Here is a 24,293-nt window from a genome sequence, read left to right as displayed (position 1 = left end):
TCAGTGCCGTGGAATACGCTTGGTCAATGCAGAAGCAGCGCGTTGTTTTTGTCCACGGCCTGGGCAGCTTCGGCGCTGCGGCCTGGCCCAAGCAACATGGCATGGCTTTGGACTATGACGCCTTGTTCCTCCGGCGCCATGGTTTCCATCCGGTGGAGGAGCCGTTGTCATCGGATGTGGCAGCGGACGTTGAAATCCTCGTCGGTGCGCTGGCAGACGTCGGCGGAGGCCATGTCGTAGCCCATGAACAAGGGGCGATCGCTGCCATGTTGGCAGCCCTGGACCGGCCGGAACTGGTATTTTCCCTCTCCCTGGTGGAGCCGGCGTGCCTGTCCCTGACCGCTGAACTGCCCGCGACGGCAGCGCACCGGGCGCTGATGGAACCGCTTTTTGACGTGCGGAACCAGCTCAACGACGCCGACTATGAACGCGAGTTCTACCGCCGTGCGTTTTCATCCGTGGCAGGCGTGCCCGATACACCCCAGGCCAGGCGCTCTGCCCGGCGGCTCAGGTTGCAGGCTCCGCCCTGGGAAGCCCCCTTGCACATCGTTCCGGGGGTCCCCACGCTGGTGCTGACCGGCGGTTGGGAGCCCCTTTACGAAGAGATCGCCGCGTACCTCCAGGAAACCGGTGCCCTCCGGCGCGTGGCCGCGGGAGGGCACCGGCCCCAGGACTCGGTGGAAGGTGACCGGATCATCCGATCGTTCATCGCCGAGGTCGGGCGGACTATGTCAGTTCGCGCGTCCTGAGGCTGCCGGTACCTGGAGTTCCGGCAGGTAGACCTTGCCTCCAGCTGCGAGGAATTCCTCGCTTTTCTCCCGCATGCCGCTGTACATGTCGGCGATCGCGGCCTGCGCTTCGGCCGAACCGTATTCGTCGCGGATGTCCTGGCTGATGCGCATGGAGCAGAACTTGGGGCCACACATGGAGCAGAAGTGCGCCGTCTTGGCCGGTTCGGCCGGAAGCGTCTCGTCGTGGAACGACTCCGCGGTCACCGGATCCAGGGACAGGGCGAACTGGTCCCGCCACCGGAATTCGAAACGCGCCTTGGAGAGGGCATCGTCACGTTCGTTCGCCCCAGGGTGTCCCTTGGCCAGGTCCGCGGCGTGGGCGGCGATCTTGTAGGTGATGACGCCGGTCTTGACGTCGTCCTTGTTCGGCAGGCCAAGGTGCTCCTTGGGTGTCACGTAGCAGAGCATGGCCGTGCCGTAGCGGGCGATCTCCGTGGCACCGATGGCGGAGGTGATGTGGTCATAACCCGGGGCAACGTCTGTCACGAGCGGCCCGAGGGTGTAGAACGGAGCCCCCTTGCACAGTTCCTGCTGGCGTTCCACATTCTCCCGCACCAGGTGGAAAGGGATGTGGCCCGGTCCTTCGACCATGACCTGGACGTCGTATTCCCAGGCTCGCTGGGTCAGCTCGGCAAGGGTGTCCAGTTCGGCGAACTGCGCGGCATCGTTGGCGTCGGCTGTGGCTCCGGGGCGGAGGCCGTCACCGAGTGAGAAGGCAACGTCGTACTTTGCGAAGATTTCGCACAGCTCATCGAAGTGCGTGTAAAGGAAGTTCTCCTTGTGGTGGGCCAGGCACCAGCCGGCCATGATGGAGCCACCGCGGGACACGATGCCCGTGACCCGGTTGGCGGTGAGGGGCACGTACCGCAGGAGGACGCCGGCATGGATGGTCATGTAGTCCACACCTTGCTCGCACTGTTCGATCACCGTGTCACGGAAGATTTCCCACGTGAGGTTATTGGCCTCACCATTGACCTTTTCCAAAGCCTGGTAGATCGGAACCGTGCCGATGGGCACGGGTGAGTTCCGGATGATCCATTCGCGGGTCGTGTGGATGTCATCTCCCGTGGACAAATCCATGACGGTGTCTGCGCCCCACTGCGTGGCCCACTGCAGTTTGTCGACTTCCTCGGCAATGGAGCTGGTGACAGCCGAGTTGCCGATGTTGGCGTTGATCTTCACCAGGAAGGCCTTGCCGATGATCATCGGTTCCGATTCCGGGTGGTTGATATTGTTCGGGATGATGGCCCGCCCTGCAGCGACTTCGCTGCGGACCAGCTCCACGTCGCAGTTCTCCCGCAGGGCCACGAACCGCATTTCCGGGGTGACGATGCCCTGCCTGGCGTAATGCATCTGGGTGACGGTCTTGCCTTCGACGGCGCGGCGGGGCACCGGTTGTGCACCCTTCCACTCCGCAGACGCTGCTCCGCGCCGCACGGCCGACTTGCCGTCGTCGAGCAGGTTGCGTTCCCGGCCCGTGTAGCTTTCCGTATCGCCGCGTTCCTCGATCCAGGCCTTCCTGAACGGTTCCAGACCGACTACCGGATCACTTCCCGGGCCGGCCGTGCGGTACACCCGCAAAGGATCGTTGGCCTGCCCGTTGGGGGAGGGTTCCAGGGCGATCTCGGTCACCGGTACGCGGATGCCGTGGCCCGGATCCTCCACCCAAGCCAGCGAATGGGACTTCAGCGACTGCGTGACGGCTTCCCCGGCTGGCGCAGTCTGGTTCCGGGCAGGGCTGTGCTGTGTTTCTGTGGTGCTCAAGGATTACTCACTTCCTTCGCCGGCATTACCCGGACAGGTTCGACGGTCGCAGACTGCTTCAGCCCGATCTCAGCCCCTGCAAGGGCTCCCGTGTGGTCAGGGAAGAAGCTACCACAGGGGCAGCGGGTGCTCCCAGTCACAAGCTTTCGAAAGGGGCGGGGCGGGGTTCGTCGCACTAGGCTTCTGCCATGGCCAACATCATTGAATTCAGCGGTCCGGTGCTGGTTGCAGCCGATGACGAACGCCGGGGATTGTGGTCAGTTGACGGAAAGCTGACTTTTGAACGTCCCGCAACGCCGCCGGACAGAGTGCTTGCCGGATGGGTGCTGCCGGGCTTCGTCGACGCGCATTGCCACATCGGGCTGGGGCCCGGTGGTGCGGTGGATGAGGAGACCACGCTCGCCCAGGCCATGGCGGACCGGAACGCCGGAACGCTGCTGATCCGCGACGCCGGTTCGCCCGGCAATACCCGCTGGGTCCAGCAAAGGGAGGACCTTCCGCGCCTCATCCGGGCCGGCCGGCACATTGCCCGCAGCAAGCGGTACCTGCGGGGTCTGGGCCACGAAGTGGAGCCGGATGAACTGGTGGAGACCGTCCGGAAAGAAGCGCGCGACGGCGATGGCTGGGTCAAGCTGGTGGGCGACTGGATTGACAGGGGAGTGGGGGACTTGACCGCGTCATTTCCGGCCGGGGTCGTCAAGGAAGCCATAGCTGCCGCGCATGACGAAGGCGCCCGGGTTACCGCGCATTGCTTCGCGGAACAGACCATCGACCACATGCTGGACGGCGGAATCGACTGCATAGAGCATGCCACCGGGTTGCTGCCGCGGCACATCCCGCGCCTCGTGGAACAGGATGTTCCGATCGTTCCCACCCTGGTCAACATTGCCACCTTTCCCGACATCGCGGCGCAGGCCAAGCCAAAGTTTCCCGACTACGCGCAGCACATGACCAGCCTGTGGGAACGCCGGCGCGAGCGGGTTTTTGAAGCCTATGAGGCCGGCGTTTCCATTTATGCCGGCACTGACGCCGGCAGCGTCATCAAGCATGGCCGGATCGCCGACGAGATGCAGGAACTGCACGACGCCGGCCTGCCGCCTGCCGCGGTGCTGAATGCCGCCACGTGGGGTGCCAGGGCATGGTTGGGGACGGAAGGAATCAGCGAGGGGGCACCTGCCGATGTGGTGGTGTGCCGCGCGGATCCCCGTCAGGAGCTTGCCACCGTCCACCGGTTGAGCCACGTGGTCCTAAGGGGCAACGTCCTCCGCTGGGAATAAATTGAAGCTTCAAGTAATTTAGAGAGGTAGAACGAGCCGAAAAGCGGCCAGCTTGATCACCGGGAGCTTCACATGACCACTTCATCCAGCCAGGACCTGCTGCCTGCCGATCTCTCCATGGGCACTGTCATGCTCAAAGTGGGCGACATGAAGCTCATGAGCGACTACTACCAGCGCGCCTTGGGGTTGGAGGTGGTCGCGGAACAGGACGGCGGGCTGTACCTGGGCCGCCTCGGCAAGCCCGTAGTCCACCTGGCTCCGGCCGCAGGCCTGCAGATTCCCGGCAGGGGCGAGGCCGGCCTCTTCCATACTGCGATCCTGTTCGAAGACCAGCCCGCCCTGGCCGCGACCATTGCCACTGCCGCGCAATACGAGCCCCGTGCCTTCGTCGGCAGTGCCGACCACCTGGTCAGCGAGGCGTTCTACTTCACCGATCCCGAAGGCAATGGCATCGAGTTGTACTACGACAAGCCCCGGAGCGTGTGGCAGTGGGACGGAAAGAACGTGGTCATGGACAACGTTGCCCTGCCGCCGCAGGCCTACCTTCAGCAGTACCTGAGCGAAGAGGCGGTGACGGGCCAGGCCCGGGCCGGTGCCGGCGTCGGGCATGTCCACCTTCAGGTAGGCGACGTTGCGACGGCGCAAAAGTTCTACGTGGACACCCTGGGGTTCGAGCGGACCGCCGGCTGGCACGGCCAGGCCTTGTTCGTCTCGGCGGGTGGCTACCACCACCACATGGCCATGAATGTCTGGAACAGCCGCGGTGCCGGGCCGCGCCGGGACACGCTGGGCCTGGGTGAAGTCCTGATTGAAGTCCCTGGCGACGACCACGTCCTGGCGTTGGCGGACCGGCTGAAGGTTGCGGGCCTGTCCAGCCACCACACAGGCAGGGAGCTTCGTTTTGAGGACCCGTGGCGCAACCAGTTGCGGGTGGCGGTCGCGGGGCCCGGCCTGCACTAGGCTGGGCAATGTTGGAGCAGGGGCCGGCATGTCCTGCGCCCCTGCCGTGTCAGCACGACGGAATGGGATGACTTTCCATGGGCTTTGCCGAAATTTTTGTAGCCACCCACGATGAAGCACTCAAACGGGCCGCCGCCCTCGACGGCGGAGCCGGCGTTGCCGGATCTGCTGTCCGGATTGACGGCATCAGTGACTTTGAGGTTGAACAACTCGGCGACCTCGCCGGGCAGGCGGTCCACGCAGCCGGAGCCGACTATGAGCTGGCCCTGGTGGATGTCACCAGCGATGCCCTGCTTGGGGTCCCCGAAGCGATGGTTCGCGCGTTGGCTGAATTGCTGACGTATGAAAGCGAAGGTGACGGCAATGTCCTTGATGACGTCGCCGAGGCCTGGGCAGGGCAGGAAGACATGCCTTTCGGGGCGGCCGAGTCCAAAGGGTACGTCCAGCAACTGGCAGCCCTTGCCTCCGATGTGGAGAAAGCGGACCGCGCCGGGCTTTACGTCTGGTCGGTGTCCTGACCCTCGCATGAAGGTGGACGTGACCAAGTCCACAGGGGTGGAGTCCGGCCAAGTCGTAATTGTGCGGCCCATCTGGCACAATGGACAGGTACTCGATCGGTGCGGCCCCTCTCTCCGTGCTCGTATCTTGTCCTTCGAACCCCCAAGTATGGCCCGCCCCACGGGTGCAGAACGTCGGGTTCAACCCCGTTTCAGAAACAGGAGTGACCACAAAAGTGGCCGTAAAGATTCGCCTTAAGCGCCTCGGTAAGATGCGCGCACCGTACTACCGCATTGTTGTCATGGACTCCCGCGCCAAGCGCGACGGCCGTGCCATCGAGGAAATCGGCAAGTACCACCCGACCGAGGAGCCCTCGTACATCGAGGTCGCTTCCGAGCGTGCCCAGTACTGGCTGTCCGTTGGCGCCCAGCCCACCGAGCAGGTTGCTGCGATCCTCAAGATCACCGGTGACTGGCAGAAGTTCAAGGGCCTGCCTGGCCAGGAAGGCACCCTGAAGACCAAGGCTCCGAAGGAAGCTTTCGTGGCTCCGGAGAAGGGTTCCGTCATCATTCCGGAAGCCATCACCAAGAAGGCCAAGAAGGACGACGCCGAGGCCGAAGCTGCTGAAGCAGAGACCACCGAGGCTGAGTAAGTTGCTGGCAGAAGCGCTCGAGCATCTGGTCCGTGGGATCGTTGACAGCCCTGAGGATGTCAAGGTCAGTGCCAAGAACAACCGCCGTGGGGAATCCCTCGAAGTGCGGGTTCACCAGGACGACCTCGGCCGGGTAATCGGCCGCCAGGGACGCACCGCCCGTGCCTTGCGCACTGTGGTTGCAGCCTTGGCTGGAGGCGAGCAGGTCAGGGTCGACGTCGTCGACACCGACCGTCGCCGGTAACGCGCTCAGCAACATTTGCCTTAGGTCCGGCCCCTTCACCGAATATGGTGGAGGGGCCGGACTGCTTTCCCGACAATCAGTTCCAGTAAGAATCCCATCAGCGCCCACCCGCCGGCACGGCACGGGGCACAACAAGAATCCAGAGGAATCCATGCAGCTCCAGGTGGCCCGGGTCGGCAAACCACACGGTATCCGCGGCGAGGTGACAGTCCAGGTGCTCACCGATGCTCCGTCCGAGCGGTTCGTTGCCGGGACAGAGTTTTTGGTGGAGCCGGCCACGGCAGGTCCCCTGACCATCCGCAGCGCCCGGTGGAACAAGGACATCCTCCTGCTGGGCTTCGAGGAAGTGCCGGACCGCAATGGCGCCGAACTGATCCGCGGGGCCAAGCTGTTCATCGAAACCGACGACCTCGACGAGGTGGACGACGAAGGCTGGTATGAGCACGAGCTGGTCGGCCTTGAGGCGCGGGTAGGAAACCAGGCGGTAGGCAGGATTGCCGCCCTGAACACCATGCCGGCCCAGGACCTGCTGGTAGTCGAAACCCCCGGCGGCAAGGAGATCCTGATCCCGTTCGTGGACGAAATCGTCCCCGAGGTCAATGTGGACGGCGGCTACGTCCTCATTACTCCCCCCGCGGGGCTCTTCGAGCTTAACGATGACGACGCCGGCACGTCCGATGGAGACGATGCCTGAATGAGGATCGACGTCATCAGCATCTTCCCGGAGTACCTGGCTCCGCTGGAGCTCTCACTTATCGGCAAGGCACGCCAGGACGGAATCCTGGACCTGAAGGTGCACGATCTCCGCACTTTCACCACTGACAGGCACCGGACCGTGGACGACACTCCTTATGGCGGCGGCGCGGGCATGGTCATGAAACCTGAGCCATGGGCGCAGGCGCTGGAGTCCGTGATGAGGGATACCGATGCCAAGCCCGTCCTCATTGTTCCCTCGCCGGCGGGGGAGCGGTTCAACCAGGCGCTGGCCTATGAGCTCGCAGAGGAGGAGCAGTTGGTGTTCGCCTGCGGGCGCTACGAAGGCATTGACGAACGAGTCATTGATTGGGCCCACGAACATTTCACCGTCCGCCCCGTGAGTCTGGGAGATTATGTGCTCAACGGCGGGGAAGTGGCGGTGCTCGCTATGGTTGAAGCGATCGGACGTCTTCTCCCGGGGGTTGTTGGAAATCCCGAGTCGCTCATCGAAGAGTCCCACTCCGACGGGCTGCTTGAGTATCCGGTCTACACCAAACCGTCCTCCTGGCGGGACCACGAGGTTCCGCCGGTCCTGCTCAGTGGCAACCACGGGAAAATCGCCCAGTGGCGCCGCCACGAACAGTTCCGCAGGACCGCCGAGCGCCGGCCGGACCTGCTCACCGGCTTCGATGCCACCGGCTTGAGCCGCGCCGACCGCAACGCTTTCGCGGACCTGGGGTACGACGTCGTTGATGGCCGCCTTCGCGCCCGTCCCGGCGGCGACGGAAAGCAGTAGCTGAGCACCGCCGTCGTACTGGTGCGGCTGACTGGTGCGGCTGAGCGGGAAATTGGCCTGAAGGCAGGGGCCTGTGGCAGAATTAACCCTTGTGTCTGCTGGGCTGGCACCTGCCACAGGGGGAGTTCAGCCAACAGCCAGGCAACCCGGCCACGCCAACCACGGCGGCGCCGGTCACCTTGAATCTTCGGCGGAGATTTCCGGTCGGCCTTCATGGCCGGCGGGCTTGTCCGCCGTAACCCAAAGTGAATGACCTGTGGCGTTCACCAGGAGTGGATTAATGCATATCCTCGATAGCGTAGATGCAGCTTCGCTGCGCACCGATGTTCCTGAGTTCCGCGCGGGTGACACCCTCAAGGTCCACGTGAACATCATCGAAGGCAAGAACTCCCGCGTCCAGGTATTCCAGGGCTTCGTCCTGGGCCGCCAGGGTGACGGCGTTCGCGAAACCTTCACCGTGCGCAAGGTTTCCTTCGGTGTCGGCGTTGAGCGTACCTTCCCGGTGCACTCCCCGATCATCGACAAGATCGAGGTCGTTACCAAGGGTGACGTCCGCCGCGCCAAGCTTTACTACATGCGTGCACTGCGCGGTAAGGCTGCGAAGATCAAGGAAAAGCGCGACTTCGGCAACTAAGCGCCAGCTTTAGCAACGGGTCCAGGATTCGTGCCCGGCCAGTTCCGGAGCAATCCGCAACGCAACACAGGATACGAACCATGGACACTGCAGAACGCCAGCCCCGGAAACAGGGCTGGCGTTTTGTTGTACTGGCGCTTGTCCTGGCCATAGCCATCAGCGGGCTGGTGAGATCGCTCTGGGTTGACGTGTACTACATCCCCTCGGAGTCCATGGAGCCCCTGCTCGGCACGGGCGACCGTATCCTCGTCTCGCGCACCGCTTTCAGCAGTGAACCCATCCGCCGCGGCGATGTTGTGGTGTTTGACGGTCGCGGCTCCTTTGCATCACTCAACAGTGGCAAAGGACCGTTCGTTGATGCAGTCTCGGCAGCAGGACAGTGGTTCGGGCTGACAGGCAGCGATACGACCTATGTCAAAAGAGTCATCGGGGTGGCCGGCGACCACGTGGCGTGCTGCGAACCATCGGGGCACCTTACAGTCAACGGCCAGGTGTTGGTGGAAGCCTATATCTACCCGGGGGACGAGCCGAGCAAGCAGAAGTTCGACGTCGTGGTTCCGGCAGGCCGGTTGTGGCTGATGGGCGACCACCGCTCCCGATCCGCGGATTCCCGTGGCCTGCTGGGTGCGCCCGGCGGGGGCATGGTCCCGGTTGAGCGTGTCATCGGAAGACCGGTCCAGATCATCTGGCCGCTTGATAGATTTGCAGAGATGCCTCACGCAGTGCAGGCCGAACCATCAAAGAACGGACACTAAATGCCGGACAGAGCTCCCGGGAATCCCGAGCGGCGCGATGACGACGCCCTGCTCTCGGACGGAACGGACAGCGCGGCCGATGGCAACGGAGCCAAGGGCCACGACGCCGGTTCCGAAGCCACCGGGACGGACGGCAAACCGCGCCAGAACCTGGCGCTCGTTTGGCTGAAGGAGATTGCCACCGTGGTGGCGATTGCGCTGGTGCTGTCATTCCTGCTGAAGACCTTTCTCTTCCGCGCCTTCTACATCCCGTCCGAATCCATGGAAAACACCCTGGACGTATACGACCGGATTTTCATCAACCTGCTGGTACCGGGACCCTTCGAACTGCAACGCGGCGACGTGGTGGTCTTCAAGGACAGCCAGGGTTGGCTTGAACCGGTGGAGAAGAAGCCCGCCGGGCCCATGGACTGGGTTGGCGACACGTTGGAATTCGTCGGACTCATGGCTGACGACAATGAGCAGCATTTGGTCAAGCGCATCATCGGGCTGCCCGGCGACAGGGTGTCCTGCTGCGATGCCGGCGGCAGGGTCAGCATCAACGGTGTGCCTTTGAACGAGACTTATATCAACCCTGCGGAAGTACCGCAGCCCAGCCCTTTCGACATCGTGGTCCCTGAAGGGAAGGTCTGGGTGATGGGCGACAACCGGAACCACTCCGCCGATTCCCGCGCGCACCAAGAGGTCAACGGTGGTTTCATTAACATTGAAGACGTCGAAGGCAAAGCCACCGTCATCGCCTGGCCCATCAACCGTTGGACGGTCCTGGACAACTACCCGGATGTCTTCAAGGACGTCCCCGCTGGTACATCAGGAAAATAATGGCCCGCGCATCCGGCATCACCAAAACACCAGCAGCCACGGCTGCTGAAACGGGCATGTCCCGCGGCAAGGGGAAAACCAAGGCCAAGCCCCAGGCGAAGACTGGTCCGGCTTTCCCGACCTTGGACGTTGAACGCTCCTTCCTGTCCTCCGGCGTCCGGCTGCTCGCCGGTGTGGATGAGGTGGGCAGGGGAGCCCTCGCCGGACCGGTAACGGTGGGAATTACAGTAGTGGACCTCGCGGACCACGGCCTGCTGGCCGACGTCCGCGACAGCAAGCTGCTCAAACCCGAGGACCGCGACAGGCTGGAACCTTTGGTCCGGGACTGGGCAATAGCCAGCGCCGTCGGTCACGCCTCGTCCCAGGAAATCGACCGGATCGGCATCATTGCCGCGCTGCGCCTGGCAGGTACCCGGGCGTGGGTGGACATTCTGGCGGGCGGCGTAACGCCGGACGCCGTGTTGCTGGACGGAAGCCATAACTGGCTCTCACCCGAGGTCCAGGCATCGCTCTTTGATACTGCTTCCGGCGAGCCTGCCTGCGACGCTCCGGTGCACACCCGGGTCAAGGCGGACATGAGCTGCCTGAGTGTCGCTGCAGCCAGCGTACTGGCAAAAGTAGCGCGGGACAGGATCATGGTGGAGCTCCATGCGGAGGCTCCGCACTACGGATGGAACGAGAACAAAGGCTACGCCACCGCGGCCCATCGTGAGGTCCTCCGGCTGCAGGGGCCAAGCCCGTATCACCGCACCAGCTGGCATCTCATGTAGTCCTGCCCACGGGGCGGGTCCCGATGGTGCAAGATGGAACCATGAGCGCCGAGGACCTTGAGAACTATGAAACCGACATGGAGCTGCAGCTCTACCGCGAATACCGGGACGTCGTTGGTCTCTTCAGCTACGTGGTGGAAACCGAGAGGCGTTTCTATCTTGCCAACCACGTTGATCTCCAGGCCCGCAGTGCCGACGGAGAGGTGTATTTCGACCTCACGCTCCAGGATGCCTGGGTTTGGGATGTCTACCGTTCCGCGCGGTTCGTGAAAAACGTCCGGGTCATCACCTTCAAGGACGTCAACGTGGAGGAACTGCCCCGTAACGAGGACCTTGCCCTCCCCAAGGACGGCGATCTCGGGGACCTGGGCAACTAGCCCTCCTTAGGGTTGACTCCTCCTCCACAAACAGGGTTGCCCACATAGCCCACCTGCTCCCTGCCGGTTCCAGCCTCCACCGTGAAGGCTGGAACCGGAGGTGGTGCTCATGCGAGCCAAAGACATTCTGGGCCGTGCCGGGGAGGCAGCGGCGGCCGGATTCCTTGAAGACCAGGGAATGCTCATCGTGGACCGTAACTGGCGGTGCCCTGACGGTGAGATAGACATCGTTGCACTTGATGGCGGAACCGTGGTCATCGTGGAGGTGAAGACCCGCCGCACCCTTGACTACGGTCATCCTTTCGAAGCCGTGGGGCCGGACAAACTGGCCCGGTTGCTGAGGCTGGCCTTCGCCTGGTGCAGGGACCACGGCCCCATCGATCCGGCCATCAGGGTAGATGTCGTTAGTGTCGTCCACGATGGCGTTGGTGAACCCCGGCTTGAACACCTGCGGGCGGTGGCGTGATGGCCGTCGGACGGAGCTACTGTGTGGCGCTGGTGGGCCTCAACGGCTACATCGTCGAAGTCGAAGCAGACATCGGGCAAACCCTGCCCGCCTTCGTCATCCTGGGCCTGCCGGATGCTGCCTTGAACGAAGCCAAGGAACGGATCCGGTCGGCCGCCCTGAACTCGGGCATACCGCTGAGCCGCCGGAAGATCACGGCCAACCTCATACCTGCGTCGCTGCCCAAACGAGGGTCGGGCTTTGACCTGGCCATCACCATGGCGGTCCTCCGGGCCGCCGGGGATATCCGCTCCATCAGCGGCACGGTGTTCATCGCCGAACTGGGCCTGGACGGAAGGCTGCGGCCGGTCCGGGGCATCCTTCCAGCGGTGATGGCTGCCGTCCAGGCCGGCCACGAGGACATCGTCGTCGCCGAGGCAAACGTTGCCGAGGCGGCCCTCGTCCCGGGGGCCAACGTTCGGGGCTACAAGACTCTTGCCCGGCTTGTCTTTGAGTTTGGCGCCGATCCCAGGGATCTTGCACTGGACTACAACCCGGGACCCGAGCCGGTTCCCGGGGATGACGGCCCCTCCACGGGTACTGCACCGGACCTGTGCGATGTTGCCGGCCAAGCTGAGGCCAGGCGTGCCCTGGAGGTCGCCGCTGCCGGCGGCCACCACATGTTGTTGACGGGTCCTCCCGGAGCCGGCAAAACGATGCTTGCCGAACGTCTGCCTGGCCTGCTTCCGGACCTGGGGGACAAGGCATCCATGGAAGTGACAGCCATCCATTCCCTGGCGTCGGTCCGGGGTTCTGCCGCACAGCTGATCCGCCGGCCACCCTTTGAGAGTCCCCACCACAGTGCCACGGCTGCGGCCATCATCGGAGGCGGCTCAGGTCTGCCCCGTCCTGGTGCGGCGTCCAGGGCACACCGCGGTGTCCTCTTCCTGGACGAGGCTCCGGAGTACGAGCGCCGGGTCCTGGATGCCCTGCGGCAGCCATTGGAAAGCGGGGAGTTGGTCATCCACCGCTCCGCCGGCACCGCTGCCTACCCGGCGCGCTTTCAGCTGGTTCTTGCCGCCAACCCGTGTCCGTGCGGGAAGGCTGCCGGCAAGGGAATGGACTGCACTTGTACGCCCGTCATGCGGAGGCGCTACTTTGGCAGGATGTCCGGGCCCTTGCTGGACCGGGTGGATATCCAGCTCCAGGTCCACCGCGTGGCCCTGGCCGGCTTCGGGCAGGCAGGGGACGGGGAAGACACTGCCACGGTCGCCGCCAGGGTGCGGGTAGCCAGGGGCAGGCAAAGGGAGCGGTTGCAGGACTTGGGGCTGGAGGCCAACAGCCAGATCCCCGGGCGCATCCTTCGCGGCACGTTGAGGCTTCCCCCTGCCACAACCCGCATCCTTGACACTGCCCTGGAACGGGGCATCCTCACGGCCAGGGGTTACGACCGCGTCCTCCGGCTCGCGTGGACGCTTGCGGACCTTGAAAAGTGCGACACCCCCTCTCCCGATCACATCGGACAAGCACTTGGCCTCCGGCAAGCCACGGCTGCGGCATGACAGGCATGATGAAAGGAGCACCGGCATTGGGATCGTTGGGAACACAGGAAAAGATGAGGCTTGCCAGAGCGGCGTTGGCGCGGCTGATGGAACCCCAGGACATGGCGGGACTGGCTCTCGTCCGTGCCGTGGGTCCTGTTGATGCCCTGGGGGTTGCCTCGGGGGAGTTGGATGCCGGAGCTGCCCTGGAACAGGAGATCAGTACCCTGCTTGCGGAGGAGGGTGGCGTGGTGTCGTGGCCCGGGCTGGCAGCGAGCAAGCGCCGCTGGTCCCCGCGCGTCCCTGATCTTGCACCGGAACGTGACCTGGACACGATGAAGCGCCTTGGCGGTCGGGTGGTGGTGCCGGGAGATGAGCTATGGCCCAAGCAACTGCAGGATCTCGGGCTCCAGGAACCGCTGTGTCTTTGGTGGCGCGGCCATGCCGAGCCCCTTCCGGTACTCCGGAACTGCGTGTCCCTGGTCGGCTCCAGGGACAGCACAAGCTACGGTGCAGCCGTGACCGGTGACCTCGCCTACGGCCTGGCGCAGCGGGGGTTCACCGTGGTGTCCGGTGGGGCATACGGCATAGATGCGCACGCCCACCGCGGGGCACTCAGCGGCGCTGCGACCGCCACCCCCACCATTGCTGTCATGGCGGGGGGAGTGGATCGCTTCTATCCCTCCGGGAACGAAGACCTCCTGCGCGCCGTTGCCCAGCAGGGCGCAGTGATCTCGGAGGTGCCGCCCGGGTCGGCGCCAACGCGTTACCGGTTCCTGCAACGGAACCGGATCATCGCGGCAATGGCGTCCGTGACGGTGGTGGTGGAAGCCCGATGGAGGTCCGGCGCCCTCAACACCGCCCACCATGCTGAAACCATCGGGCGGATCGTGGGCGCAGTCCCTGGATCCGTGCACAGTGCCAACTCGGCAGGATGCCACAGGTTGTTGCGGGATGGCGGTGCCGTTTGCGTCACGGACGTTGGCGAGATCGCTGAACTTGCCGGTCGCAACGGGGAGGCCCCTGCCGCGGACCGGGCGGCCAGTGCGCAGGAACACGACGGCCTGTCCCTGGAGGACCTGATCCTGCTGGATGCGCTCCCACTCCGTTCCGCCAGCTCTGTGGAGAAGCTGGCAGCGGTGGCCGGATTAAGCCCCGATGCCGTTCGTGCCGGCTTGGGCCGCATGGGACTCCTGGGCTTGGCGGCCTCGGAGCGGGGTGCCTGGAAAAGAACCAGGAAGGCCTAGGCAACTGACCTCGCCATGCATGTTGATTCAGCACAGGGGGAGCCATTGCTGGCACAGTTGGGAGTATGGACGGAGAATCCACCCAAGACCCATTCGAGGCAAACCTGGACGGGTTCCGACGCTACCTTGCCGGGGAACGTGCCCGGTCGGAACACACCATCCGGGCCTACCTCGCGGACGTCCGGAGCCTGCTTGAATTCGCTGCCCTGGAGGGCGCCAAGGAGTTGCCGGACCTTGAACTTGGCACGCTCCGCCGGTGGTTGGGTGCACAAAGCGAAGCGGGGGTGTCGCGGTCCACGTTGGCGCGGCGCGCAGCTACGGCACGCTCGTTCACCAAGTGGGCCCTGAGGGAGGAACTGATCTCCGTGGACCCCGCAATCCGCTTACAGGCCCCCAAGCGGGATAAAGCGCTGCCTGGCGTGCTGCAGCAGCAACAGGTCAACCGGGCCGTCAGCAGTCTCGAGGACGCCGCCGAGGACGGGAACCCGCTCGCCGTGCGGAACCGGGCCATGGTGGAACTGTTGTATGCCACGGGCATCCGTGTTGGAGAGTTGGCCGGACTGGACATCGATGACCTTGATCCCGACCGGCGCACCCTCCGCGTCATCGGCAAAGGCAACAAGGAACGAACCGTGCCTTTCGGCGTCCCGGCCGCGGTCGCCGTCGACGACTGGCTTAGGAGGGGACGCCCCGCGGTGGTGACAGCCGGCAGCGGTCCTGCATTGTTCCTCGGAGCCCGTGGCAAGAGGGTGGATCAGCGCCAGGTGCGCAGTGTGGTGGAAGAGGTCCTCCACGCGCTCGGTGACACTGCTGCGACGGGGCCGCACGCCCTGCGGCACAGTGCCGCCACGCACTTGTTGGACGGTGGCGCGGACCTGCGTGCCGTGCAGGAGATTCTGGGGCACAGCAGTCTTGCCACCACGCAGATCTACACCCATGTCTCCGTGGAGCGGCTACGGAAGAGCTACCAGCAGGCCCATCCAAGGGCGTGAACATGACGTCCGGTGGCCCGCACTGGCGGAAAGGTTACTGGTACGGCACAATGTAAGCACCAAGGCCGAACCTTCAATGTATGGTTGAGGGTTCGTTCTGTGTAACAATCAAAGCACCATGCTTCGCGTGCGGAGCAGCCGGTGTCCATAACTTCATAGTTTGCAGGAGCCACGTCGCATGGCAGGGGGCAGCAAACAACCATCCAGTGGAGGTCGTTGGGGAAGACGTACCTACAGCTATGGAGGATGGAATGTCTGTTGCAACAACCCGCGGTGTCCTGTTCGTGCACTCGGCCCCAACGGCCCTGTGCCCCCACGTGGAGTGGGCCATTGGATCGGTCGTTGACAAGCGGACCGATCTTGAGTGGACCCCGCAACCTGCCGCGCCGGGAATGTTCCGCGCCGAGTTGTCCTGGACCGGCGCCCCAGGCACCGGCGCCCTTTTGGCGTCTGCTCTGCGTGGGTGGGCCCATTTGCGCTATGAGGTAACTGAAGAACCAAGCCAGGGCGTGGACGGTGCCCGGTGGTCACACACCCCGGAGCTCGGAATCTTCCACGCGGTCACGGATGTCCACGGGAACATCATGGTCAGTGAAGACCGGATCCGTTACGCCTACGAGTCAGGAGCGGGCGATCCTTCGGCTGTCTACCACGAATTGTCCCTTGCCTTGGGCGAAGCCTGGGATGAAGAGCTGGAGCCTTTCCGCCACGCTGCAGAGGGCGCCCCGGTCCGGTGGCTGCATCAGGTCGGGTAACCGGCGAACCTTTCCCTTTCCATAGCAAAAAAGCAGGGCCCCACCCGTGAACAGCGGTGGGGCCCTGCTTTGCGTGAGCTGGTGTTTCTAGATGCTGCGGACAGCGATGACCGCGTTGTGGCCACCGAAGCCGAAGGAGTTGCTCAACGCCACAATGTCGCCGGCCGGGAGGTCGCGGACCGACGTAACGACGTCGAGGGGGATCTCCGGGTCCTGGTTCTCCAGGTTGATGGTGACCGGTGCCTTCCGCTCGTGAACTGCAAGCACCGTCAGCACTGCTTCCACAGCCCCGGAGGCACCAAGCAGGTGGCCCATCTGCGACTTGGTGGCAGACACGGCCACGTTGTCCACGTGCGAGCCGAGGGCAGCACGGAGGGCCGTGTACTCGGGTTTGTCGCCCACGGGGGTGGACGTGGCGTGCGCGTTGACGTGGACCACGTCGGCTGCCTGGATGCGGCCGTCGAACATCGCCGCCTTAAGGGCGCGGGTAGCGCCGAGGCCTTCGGGATCCGGTGCCGTGATGTGGTAGGCGTCGGCCGTGACCGAAGTACCTGCAAGCTCGGCATAGATGCGGGCACCGCGGGCAATGGCGTGTTCCTCGGCCTCGAGTACCAGCGCACCCGCACCTTCGCCCATCACGAAGCCGTCACGATCGGTGTCGTACGGACGGGAAGCGCGCTCGGGTTCGTCGTTGCGGCGCGAGAGTGCCTGCATGGAGGAGAACGCTGCCAGGGGCATCGGGTGGATGGCTGCCTCTGCACCGCCGCACATGACAACGTCTGCCTTACCGGAACGAATCAGGTCCAGGCCTAGGTGCATGGCTTCGGTGCCGGATGCACAGGCGGAAACAGGGGTGTGCGCGCCGGCGCGGGCGCCGAGGTCGAGGCTGACTGCGGCCGCCACGCCGTTGGGCATGAGCATGGGCACGGTCATGGGAAGGACCCGTCGGGGACCTTTTTCCTTGAGCGTGTCCCAGGCGTCCAGGAGGGTCCAGACGCCGCCGATGCCGGTGGCGAAAGCTACGGCAAGGCGGTCGTGGTCGATGTTGTCGATGCCGGCGTCGGCCCAGGCTTCGCGGGCAGCGATAACGCCAAACTGCGTGGAAGGGTCCATGCGCTTGGCTTCAACACGGCTCAGGACATCAAGAGCCGGCGTCGAGCACCGTGCAGCAAAGTGGACGGGGAGGTCGTACTTGGTTACCCACTCGTCGTGGAGTGTGTGGGCACCTGAGACCCCTTTCAGCGCGTTCTGCCACATGGTGGGTACGTCGCCGCCGATGGGAGTGGTGGCCCCCAGACCGGTTATGACTACTTTGCGTGCCATTCGATCACTCTCTGTCGGATCAGCCGTCCATCCTGCGGGTAAAGCCAGGACGCGGCCGGAAAATCTTTGGGCTGTGGTGCGGCTGTGCCGGGCGCAGGGTCAGTACCCTGGCCCGGCACAGGAAATCAGGCCTTAGGCCTGGGCGTTGGCGATGAAGCTCACTGCGTCACCGACGGTCTTGAGGTTCTTGACCTCTTCGTCCGGGATGCGCACGCCGAACTTCTCTTCGGCGTTGACCACGATGGTCATCATCGAGATGGAGTCGATGTCCAGGTCCTCGGTGAAAGACTTGTCCAGCTCGACGGCTTCGGTGGCCAGGCCGGTCTCTTCGTTGACGATTTCAGCCAGGCCGGCCAGGATCTCTTCGTTGCTAGCCATGATCGGCTCCTTTTCTTGTTGGACCGGCTGCTGCCGGAAAGGGGGACAAACCGTGGATTACGGCTTGGGTTTGTAAGTCATATTCAGTTGACTGGTGGCCCGCCAGGGTCTACCAGGTCTGTTGCGGTGCCGATCCTAGGGAAGGACGACTACCTGGGCGCCGAAGACCAGTCCGGCGCCGAAACCGATTTGCAGGGCGAGTCCACCGCTGAGCCCGGGGTTCTCCTGGAGCAGCCGGTGGGTTGCCAGCGGAATGGATGCTGCCGAGGTATTTCCCGCCTGGGCGATGTCGCGGCCGATCACCACGGACTCGGGAAGCTGGAGCTTCTTGACCATCTCATCGATGATGCGCATGTTCGCCTGATGGGGAACGAAGGCTGCCAGGTCCGTGGGCTGGATGCCTGCTGCGTCCAGTGCCTGCTGGGCAACCTTTGCCATTTCCCAGACCGCCCACCGGAACACGGTCTGGCCGTCTTGCCGCAGGGTAGGCCAGACGTCCTGGGCGGCGGAAAGGATGGCGGGGTCGTCGGTTTCGTCCGAGTGGCGGGCGGACTCTCCGAGGTTCTTCACGTCCACCAGGGAGTGGGTCATGCCGATGGCGTCCCACTTGCTGCCGTCGGATCCCCACACGGACGGGCCGATGCCTGGAGTATCGGAAGGCCCGACCACCACTGCGCCGGCGCCGTCTCCCAGGAGGAAGGAGATGGTGCGTTCGTGGTTGTCGATGACATCGGAGAGTTTCTCCGCGCCGACAACAAGGACGTATTCAGCAGCACCTGAGCGCACCAGGGCATCTGCCTGGGCAACTCCGTAGCAGTACCCGGCGCAGGCGGCCGAGATGTCAAAGGCCGGAGCCGGCGTCGCACCCAGACGATCGGTAAGCGCCGCGGCAGCGGACGGTGTTGCGTACGGGTGGGTCACCGTGGAGACGATGACGCCGCCCAGTTGCGACGGCTCGATGCCGGCCTGCTGGAGGGCTTCGCGCGCTGCGCCCTCGGCCATGTCGATCACGCTGACGTCGGCGGCAGCACGGTGCCGCGTGATGATGCCGGTGCGCTGGCGGATCCATTCATCGGAGGAGTCGATCCACTGGCAGACGTCCTCGTTCGTTACGGTGATGTCCGGACGGTAGGCACCGATGCCGTGGATCCGCGAGTACGCGTTGACGGGGGCCTGCTTCAGAACCGGGGTGCTCATGCCTGTCCCTCCAGTTCGGCAAACAGTGCCAGTGCGGCGGTGAGGTCTTCGGGTGTCTTGACGGCAACCGTCTTGACTCCAGGCATCCCCCGTTTGGCCAGTCCCGCGAGGGTTCCTGCGGGAGCGAGTTCAATGACACCGGTCACGCCGCGGGCAACCAGGGTCTCCATGCACTGGTCCCAGCGGACCGGGCGTGAGACCTGGGCGATCAGGCTGTCGACGGCGGCCGTTCCCGTGGTTACTTCCTTGCCGTCGAAGTTGGACAGCAGCGGAACGGTGGGGTCCTGCGGGGAAAGTGAGGGCTTGAGGGCCTCGAGCGCGCTGACGGCCGGTGCCATGTGTTCGGTGTGGAAGGCGCCCGCAACTTTCAGGGGAATGACCCGTGCCTTGGCCGGCGGGTTTTCCGCGAGGCTCTTGAGCTGTTCGAACGTCCCGGCGGCAACGGTCTGTCCTGCGCCGTTAACGTTTGCCGGGGTGGCGCCGGAGGCCTTGATGGCGTCCAGGACCTCAGTGGGGTCCCCGCCTACCACGGCGCTCATACCGGTGGGAGTGACGGCGGCTGCTTTGGCCATGCTGTTGGCGCGTTCACGCACGAACGTCATGGCTTCCTTGTCCGTCAGCACACCGGCCAGGGCCGAGGCCGTGATCTCGCCAACGGAATGGCCGGCAAGGACCACCGGAAGCGTGTTGAGTTCGACGTCGAACAGCGACGAGGCGGCCACGAGGCCTGCGGCAACGATCAGTGGTTGGGCCACTGCGGTGTCCTTGATGGTTTCCTCGTCGGAGGTGGTGCCGTGGGCCTTGAGGTCGATGCCTGCGATCTCGCTCAAGCCAGCCAATTGTTCTTCGACGGAGGGGAGTTCCAGCCATGGGGCCAAAAATCCAGGGGTCTGGGAGCCCTGTCCAGGGCAGACGATTGCAAGCACGTATCCAGCTTTCCAAATTGCCACGTGATCCTCTGGTGTTTTGGTGCACCAAGCTCACTGGGTCAGTTTGTAGGAAGTCTACAACGGTTCAGTTCTGTGAACGCGATCCGTGACGCTCCGGAGAGGTCTTCGGAGGAGCCGACAAGCGACCCACCACAAGGGCTGTCTGGAGGACGAAAGCTTCCCGCGGAAGCAGGGGATCCCACCCTGTCACGTCGCAAACACGCTTCAAACGGTAGCGCACGGTGTTGGCGTGGACGAATAATTCACGTGCCGTGGCTTCAAGTGAATGCCCTAGTTCCAAGTAGGTTCCCAAGGTTTCCACCAGCCCGTTGGAGGCTGCGAGAAGGGGCCGGTAGATGTTCTTGATGAGTGACCTGCGGGCCGCGTCGTCGCCGGATACGACACGCTCGGGCAGCAGATCGTCGGCAGCGACCGGCCGGGGAGCAGACGGCCATGCCCGCGCGGCGGTGAGCCCGGCAAAAGCGGCCTGGGCGGAACTGCTGGCCTCAAGAAGCGATCCGGCCTCCGGCCCGTAGACAACGGCTCCCGGTGCGAAAAGTTCGCTGAGTTTGACGTAGGCCGTGTCACGGTCCTGGACGCCGCCGAGGATCAGGATGAGCCGGTCGCCCTGGATGCCCACGAGGGCGTCTTCGGCGAACCGTCCTGCGGTCCGGCGGAGTTCGCTGACGTAGCTGGCGCTTGGCTCCGACGGGGAGTTGCCCACCATGACGGTGAACCGTTCCTGTGCCTTCCACCCGAGCGCGGCAATCCTCGACCGGAGGGCATCGGTATTTTCCCCGCGCAGGATGGCGTCGACGATCAGGGCCTCCAGGCGGGTATCCCACGACCCCCGGGATTCGGCAGCGCGGGCGTACACGTCAGCGGCGGCGAAGGCGACTTCCCGCGAGTACCGGAGAACTGCTTCCCGCAGCGACGGCTGGTCTGGTTCCGGGGCAATCACCGGCACCTGGTCTTCGACCACTTCCACCACGATCCGGATCAGCTGGAGGGCCTTTTGCAGGCTGATGGACCGGGTCAGCTCCGTGGGTGCGTTGCCAAAGACGTCGGTGAGGATCCACGACGGTGAGCTGGGGCGCTCGTACCAGGTGACGAAGGCTGCGATGCCGTTCTGGGCGACCAGCCCCAGGGCAGACCTTTCATCGGAGCTCAACCGGCTGTACCAGGGGAGGGATTTTTCCAATTGCCGCATGGTGGTGGTGGACAGCTGGCCGACGTTGGCGCGGAGCTGGCGCAGGGTTTCGGCTTTCTCGGGAGACAATGCCGGGGTTGCTGTCTTGCGCTTGACGGGGGTCTTGGTCGACTCAGCCATGAGACGAGCATACGGCGCTTCGTTGGCAAGCTCCATTTGTGCGAAGGCTACAACTGGTGATGTCGCCGGACACCCCCTGGCGGCAGGCTTCCAGACCCCTTTAAAGCCCGACGGCGGCCCCCACCTTCCGGTGGAAGCCGCCGCTGGGTCGGGGGAGGCTAGGCGTCGCCGCCTGCTCCGCCGGTGGTGCCGGCATTCACGTCCAGGAGCCGGTACTTGTCGATGGCCTTTTCCACCGCATCTGCGTCAACTTCGCCCTTCGCGGCGAGCAGTTGCAGGGTTTTGGTGACGATGGAGTGGGTGTCGTTTTTGAAGTAGCGGCGGGCGGCGGCGCGGGTGTCGGAGAAGCCGAAGCCGTCGGCGCCGAGGGTGGCGAAGTCGTTGGGGATGAATTGGCGGATTTGGTCGGGGATGGCTTTCATGTAGTCGGTGACGGCGATGACGGGTCCGGTGTGGCCGGCGAGTTGTTCGGTGATGAATGGTGTGGGTGCTGGTTGGCCGGGGTTGAGGAAGGCGTGTTCTTCGGCGGCGAGTCCGTCGCGTCGGAGTTCGTTCCAGGAGGTCACGGACCAGATGGTGGCGGCGACGTTCCAGTCTTCGGCGAGGATCCGTTGGGCTTCGAGGGCCCAGGGGACGGAGACGCCGGAGGCGAGGATGTTCGCGGTGGGCCGGTTGGGGTCGCCTTCGGGGGCGTCGGCGAGTTTGTAGATGCCTTTGAGGAGCCCGTTGATGTCGAGGTTGTCGGGTTCGGCGGGTTGGGTGATGGGTTCGTTGTAGACGGTGAGGTAGAACATCACGTTTTTATCCGACGCTGTTCTTGTTCCTTGCGCGTCAGCGTCGCCGTACATGGTTTCGAGGCCGTGGCGGATGATGTGGCCGATTTCGTAGCCGTAGGCGGGGTCGTAGGTGCGCACGGCGGGGTTGGTGGAGGCGAGCAGGGGTGAGTGTCCGTCGGCGTGTTGGAGGCCTTCGCCGGTGAGGGTGGTTCGTCCTGCGGTGGCGCCGATGATGAAGCCGCGGGTCATTTGGTCGGCTGCGGCCCAGAAGGAATCGCCGGTGCGTTGGAAGCCGAACATGGAGTAGAACACGTAGATCGGGACCAGGGGTTCGCCGTGGGTGGCGTAGGAGGTTCCGGCGGCGGTGAACGCTGCGACGGCTCCGGCTTCGTTGATGCCGGGGTGGATCAGTTGCCCGGCGGGGGATTCTTTGTAGGCCAGGACGAGGTCGCGGTCCACGGAGAGGTAGTTCTGGCCTTTGGGGTTGTAGATTTTCGCGGTCGGGAAGAACGCGTCCATGCCGAAGGTGCGGGATTCGTCCGGGACGACCGGGACGAGGCGGTGGCCGAAGTTCTTGTCCCGCATGAGGTCCTTGAGCAAACGCACGAAGGCCATGGTGGTCGCGGCTTGTTGTTTCCCGGACCCGCGTTTGGCGACGTCGTAGGACTTGGCCTCTGGCAGGGTGACGGGGGTGTGGGTGCTGCGGCGTTCGGGTACGAACCCGCCCAGGGCGGCGCGGCGTTCCATGAGGTACTGGATTTCCGGGGCGTCCATGCCGGGGTGGTAGTACGGGGGCCGGTAGAGGTCCGCGTCGAGTTGTTCGTCCGTGATGGGGATGCGCAGGTGGTCACGGAAGGCTTTGAGGTCTTCCATGGTGAGTTTTTTCATCTGGTGGGTGGCGTTGCGGCCCTCGAAGTGCGGGCCCAGGCCGTAGCCCTTGACGGTTTTGGCCAGGATGACGGTGGGTTTGCCCTTGAACTCGGTGGCTGCCTTGTACGCGGCGTAGACCTTGCGGTAGTCATGGCCGCCGCGTTTGAGGTTCCAGATCTGCTCATCGCTCAGGTCCGCGACCATGTCCTTGGTCTGCGGGGACTTGCCGAAGAAGTGTTCCCGGACGAACCCGCCGGATTCGGCCTTGTAGGTCTGGTAATCGCCATCGGGGGTTTCGTTCATGATTTTCACCAACGCCCCGTCCTGGTCCGCTTCGAGCAGCGAGTCCCATTCCCGGCCCCAGACGACCTTGATCACGTTCCAGCCCGCGCCGCGGAAGAACGCCTCGAGTTCCTGCATGATCTTGCCGTTGCCCCGCACCGGCCCGTCCAGGCGCTGGAGGTTGCAGTTGATCACGAAGTTCAGGTTGTCCAGGTTCTCGTTCGCGGCCAGCTGCAACAGGCCACGGGACTCGGGCTCGTCCATTTCTCCGTCACCGAGGAACGCCCAGACCTGCTGGTCGGAGGTGTCCTTGATCCCGCGGTGGTGCAGGTACCGGTTGGACTGGGCCTGGTAGATCGCGTTCATCGGGCCGATACCCATCGACACGGTCGGGAACTCCCAGAACCCCGGCATCAGGCGCGGATGCGGGTAGGACGAGAGGGCATGGCCTTCCCGGGACTTCTCCTGCCGGAACCCGTCCAAATCCTCCTCGGACAGGCGCCCTTCCATGAACGCCCGCGCGTACATGCCCGGAGACGCGTGGCCCTGGAAGAACACCTGGTCCCCGCCCGAAGGATGGTCCTTGCCACGGAAGAAATGATTGAACCCGACCTCGTACAACGTCGCCGCACCGGCATAGGTGGAAATATGCCCGCCCACCCCAATATCGGACCGCTGCGCACGATGAACCATCACCGCAGCGTTCCACCGCATATACGCCCGGTACCGGCGCTCGAACTCCTCGTTCCCCGGGAACTCCGCTTCCTGGTCCACCGGGATCGTGTTCACATAATCAGTGGTCGTCACCATCGGAACACCCACGCTCCGGGCACCGGCACGCTGCAACAACGAACGCATAATGAACTGCGCCCGCTCCGTACCCTGCTCCGCGATCAACGCATCCAGGGACTCAATCCACTCCGCCGTCTCTTCCGGATCACGATCAGGCAACTGGGCAGTCAACCCACTAAGGATGTGTGAGGTCTCTTCTCCTGCAGCCACGTCCAACCTTCCTTTTGGCGCATCCATCGGCGCCTCAGGTCCGGCAGGGTAACTGCCCGGCATGAACGCGTCGTGTGCGACATCTCAGTTCAACAGCCCGGTCGGATGCGCCGGGCGGGTCATGTGAGCGCATGGCTGCCCAGTAGAATTCCTCGGGGCGATCGCCCTGCAGCCATTGCGCTCATGGCCA

25 protein-coding genes and 1 riboswitch are annotated in these 24,293 nt (G+C 64.2%); of the genes, 18 read left to right on the top strand and 7 right to left on the bottom strand.

Going from position 1 to position 24,293, the window contains the following annotated elements:
* Positions 1 to 26: 26 nt before the first annotated feature.
* A complete protein-coding gene (locus ACUYMZ_RS12745; RefSeq protein WP_481603677.1) occupies positions 27 to 749 on the top strand; it encodes an alpha/beta fold hydrolase in 723 nt (240 codons plus the stop codon).
* Here the strand turns inward: ACUYMZ_RS12745 and thiC are convergent.
* Positions 732 to 2,555 carry a phosphomethylpyrimidine synthase ThiC gene (gene thiC, locus ACUYMZ_RS12740; RefSeq protein ID WP_481603675.1) on the bottom strand — a complete coding sequence of 608 codons (1,824 nt, stop codon included), beginning with the start codon at positions 2,553 to 2,555 and terminating at the stop codon, positions 732 to 734. The two genes, ACUYMZ_RS12745 and thiC, sit on opposite strands and share 18 nt — an antisense overlap.
* A riboswitch (TPP riboswitch) is annotated at positions 2,550 to 2,657 on the bottom strand. (Overlaps the previous gene by 6 nt.)
* An 86-nt stretch (positions 2,658 to 2,743) precedes the next feature.
* Here thiC and ACUYMZ_RS12735 point away from each other — a divergent pair.
* The 17 genes from ACUYMZ_RS12735 (at position 2,744) to ACUYMZ_RS12655 (ending at position 16,016) form a co-directional block, all read left to right on the top strand.
* Positions 2,744 to 3,832 (top strand): amidohydrolase family protein, encoded by a 1,089-nt coding sequence (locus ACUYMZ_RS12735; protein WP_481603673.1) that lies wholly within the window; start codon positions 2,744 to 2,746, stop codon positions 3,830 to 3,832.
* 72 nt (positions 3,833 to 3,904) lie between these two features.
* Entirely contained in the window at positions 3,905 to 4,792 is an 888-nt protein-coding gene (locus tag ACUYMZ_RS12730; RefSeq protein ID WP_481603671.1) for a VOC family protein, read from the top strand.
* 77 nt (positions 4,793 to 4,869) lie between these two features.
* Positions 4,870 to 5,310, top strand: a complete 441-nt coding sequence (locus tag ACUYMZ_RS12725) for a hypothetical protein (protein WP_426003025.1) — start codon at positions 4,870 to 4,872, stop codon at positions 5,308 to 5,310.
* A 215-nt stretch (positions 5,311 to 5,525) separates the two neighbouring features.
* On the top strand, positions 5,526 to 5,942 hold the full coding sequence (gene rpsP, locus ACUYMZ_RS12720; RefSeq protein ID WP_426003024.1) for a 30S ribosomal protein S16: 417 nt from the start codon (positions 5,526 to 5,528) through the stop codon (positions 5,940 to 5,942).
* 1 nt (position 5,943) lies between these two features.
* On the top strand, positions 5,944 to 6,186 hold the full coding sequence (locus tag ACUYMZ_RS12715) for an RNA-binding protein (RefSeq protein ID WP_207614856.1): 243 nt from the start codon (positions 5,944 to 5,946) through the stop codon (positions 6,184 to 6,186).
* Between the two features lie 151 nt (positions 6,187 to 6,337).
* Positions 6,338 to 6,880 (top strand): ribosome maturation factor RimM, encoded by a 543-nt coding sequence (gene rimM, locus ACUYMZ_RS12710; protein ID WP_426003023.1) that lies wholly within the window; start codon positions 6,338 to 6,340, stop codon positions 6,878 to 6,880.
* Positions 6,881 to 7,678, top strand: coding sequence for a tRNA (guanosine(37)-N1)-methyltransferase TrmD (gene trmD, locus ACUYMZ_RS12705; protein WP_481603668.1), 798 nt, complete (start codon positions 6,881 to 6,883; stop codon positions 7,676 to 7,678). It begins immediately after the preceding gene.
* A gap of 280 nt (positions 7,679 to 7,958) precedes the next feature.
* Positions 7,959 to 8,312 (top strand): 50S ribosomal protein L19, encoded by a 354-nt coding sequence (gene rplS, locus ACUYMZ_RS12700; RefSeq protein ID WP_426003020.1) that lies wholly within the window; start codon positions 7,959 to 7,961, stop codon positions 8,310 to 8,312.
* An 80-nt stretch (positions 8,313 to 8,392) separates the two neighbouring features.
* Positions 8,393 to 9,067, top strand: a complete 675-nt coding sequence (lepB, locus tag ACUYMZ_RS12695) for a signal peptidase I (RefSeq protein WP_481603666.1) — start codon at positions 8,393 to 8,395, stop codon at positions 9,065 to 9,067.
* Complete coding sequence (lepB, locus tag ACUYMZ_RS12690; protein WP_426003017.1) at positions 9,068 to 9,889, top strand: signal peptidase I; 822 nt, start codon at positions 9,068 to 9,070, stop codon at positions 9,887 to 9,889.
* Positions 9,890 to 9,945: 56 nt separating this feature from the next.
* Positions 9,946 to 10,659, top strand: coding sequence for a ribonuclease HII (locus ACUYMZ_RS12685; protein ID WP_481605881.1), 714 nt, complete (start codon positions 9,946 to 9,948; stop codon positions 10,657 to 10,659).
* A 41-nt stretch (positions 10,660 to 10,700) separates the two neighbouring features.
* Positions 10,701 to 11,036 (top strand): DUF2469 domain-containing protein, encoded by a 336-nt coding sequence (locus ACUYMZ_RS12680; protein ID WP_021470793.1) that lies wholly within the window; start codon positions 10,701 to 10,703, stop codon positions 11,034 to 11,036.
* Between the two features lie 100 nt (positions 11,037 to 11,136).
* A complete protein-coding gene (locus ACUYMZ_RS12675) occupies positions 11,137 to 11,502 on the top strand; it encodes a YraN family protein (protein WP_426003015.1) in 366 nt (121 codons plus the stop codon).
* Complete coding sequence (locus tag ACUYMZ_RS12670) at positions 11,502 to 13,043, top strand: YifB family Mg chelatase-like AAA ATPase (RefSeq protein ID WP_426007555.1); 1,542 nt, start codon at positions 11,502 to 11,504, stop codon at positions 13,041 to 13,043. Before ACUYMZ_RS12675 ends, ACUYMZ_RS12670 begins: the two co-directional genes overlap by 1 nt.
* A gap of 53 nt (positions 13,044 to 13,096) precedes the next feature.
* Positions 13,097 to 14,269, top strand: coding sequence for a DNA-processing protein DprA (dprA, locus tag ACUYMZ_RS12665; protein WP_481603663.1), 1,173 nt, complete (start codon positions 13,097 to 13,099; stop codon positions 14,267 to 14,269).
* A 65-nt stretch (positions 14,270 to 14,334) separates the two neighbouring features.
* On the top strand, positions 14,335 to 15,261 hold the full coding sequence (locus tag ACUYMZ_RS12660) for a tyrosine recombinase XerC (protein ID WP_481603661.1): 927 nt from the start codon (positions 14,335 to 14,337) through the stop codon (positions 15,259 to 15,261).
* Between the two features lie 251 nt (positions 15,262 to 15,512).
* Positions 15,513 to 16,016 carry a DUF3145 domain-containing protein gene (locus ACUYMZ_RS12655; protein WP_426003010.1) on the top strand — a complete coding sequence of 168 codons (504 nt, stop codon included), beginning with the start codon at positions 15,513 to 15,515 and terminating at the stop codon, positions 16,014 to 16,016.
* A gap of 87 nt (positions 16,017 to 16,103) precedes the next feature.
* On the opposite strand, the gene ACUYMZ_RS12650 is transcribed toward ACUYMZ_RS12655, so the two are convergent.
* From ACUYMZ_RS12650 to aceE, 6 genes are all read right to left on the bottom strand, one after another.
* Entirely contained in the window at positions 16,104 to 17,339 is a 1,236-nt protein-coding gene (locus ACUYMZ_RS12650) for a beta-ketoacyl-[acyl-carrier-protein] synthase family protein (protein WP_426003009.1), read from the bottom strand.
* A gap of 132 nt (positions 17,340 to 17,471) precedes the next feature.
* On the bottom strand, positions 17,472 to 17,717 hold the full coding sequence (locus ACUYMZ_RS12645) for an acyl carrier protein (protein WP_011692310.1): 246 nt from the start codon (positions 17,715 to 17,717) through the stop codon (positions 17,472 to 17,474).
* Positions 17,718 to 17,852: 135 nt separating this feature from the next.
* Positions 17,853 to 18,914 (bottom strand): beta-ketoacyl-ACP synthase III, encoded by a 1,062-nt coding sequence (locus ACUYMZ_RS12640; RefSeq protein ID WP_442424453.1) that lies wholly within the window; start codon positions 18,912 to 18,914, stop codon positions 17,853 to 17,855.
* Positions 18,911 to 19,840, bottom strand: coding sequence for an ACP S-malonyltransferase (locus ACUYMZ_RS12635; RefSeq protein WP_426007554.1), 930 nt, complete (start codon positions 19,838 to 19,840; stop codon positions 18,911 to 18,913). Before ACUYMZ_RS12635 ends, ACUYMZ_RS12640 begins: the two co-directional genes overlap by 4 nt.
* 88 nt (positions 19,841 to 19,928) lie before the next feature.
* Entirely contained in the window at positions 19,929 to 21,173 is a 1,245-nt protein-coding gene (locus ACUYMZ_RS12630) for a PucR family transcriptional regulator (protein ID WP_426003004.1), read from the bottom strand.
* A 158-nt stretch (positions 21,174 to 21,331) separates the two neighbouring features.
* A complete protein-coding gene (gene aceE / locus ACUYMZ_RS12625) occupies positions 21,332 to 24,130 on the bottom strand; it encodes a pyruvate dehydrogenase (acetyl-transferring), homodimeric type (protein WP_481603657.1) in 2,799 nt (932 codons plus the stop codon).
* Between the last annotated feature and the right edge of the window lie 163 nt (positions 24,131 to 24,293).

The organism is Arthrobacter sp. T572 (assembly GCF_056780115.1).
The sequence above is the reverse complement of the archived record's forward strand: the minus strand, read 5'-3'. Positions and strand labels throughout refer to the sequence as shown.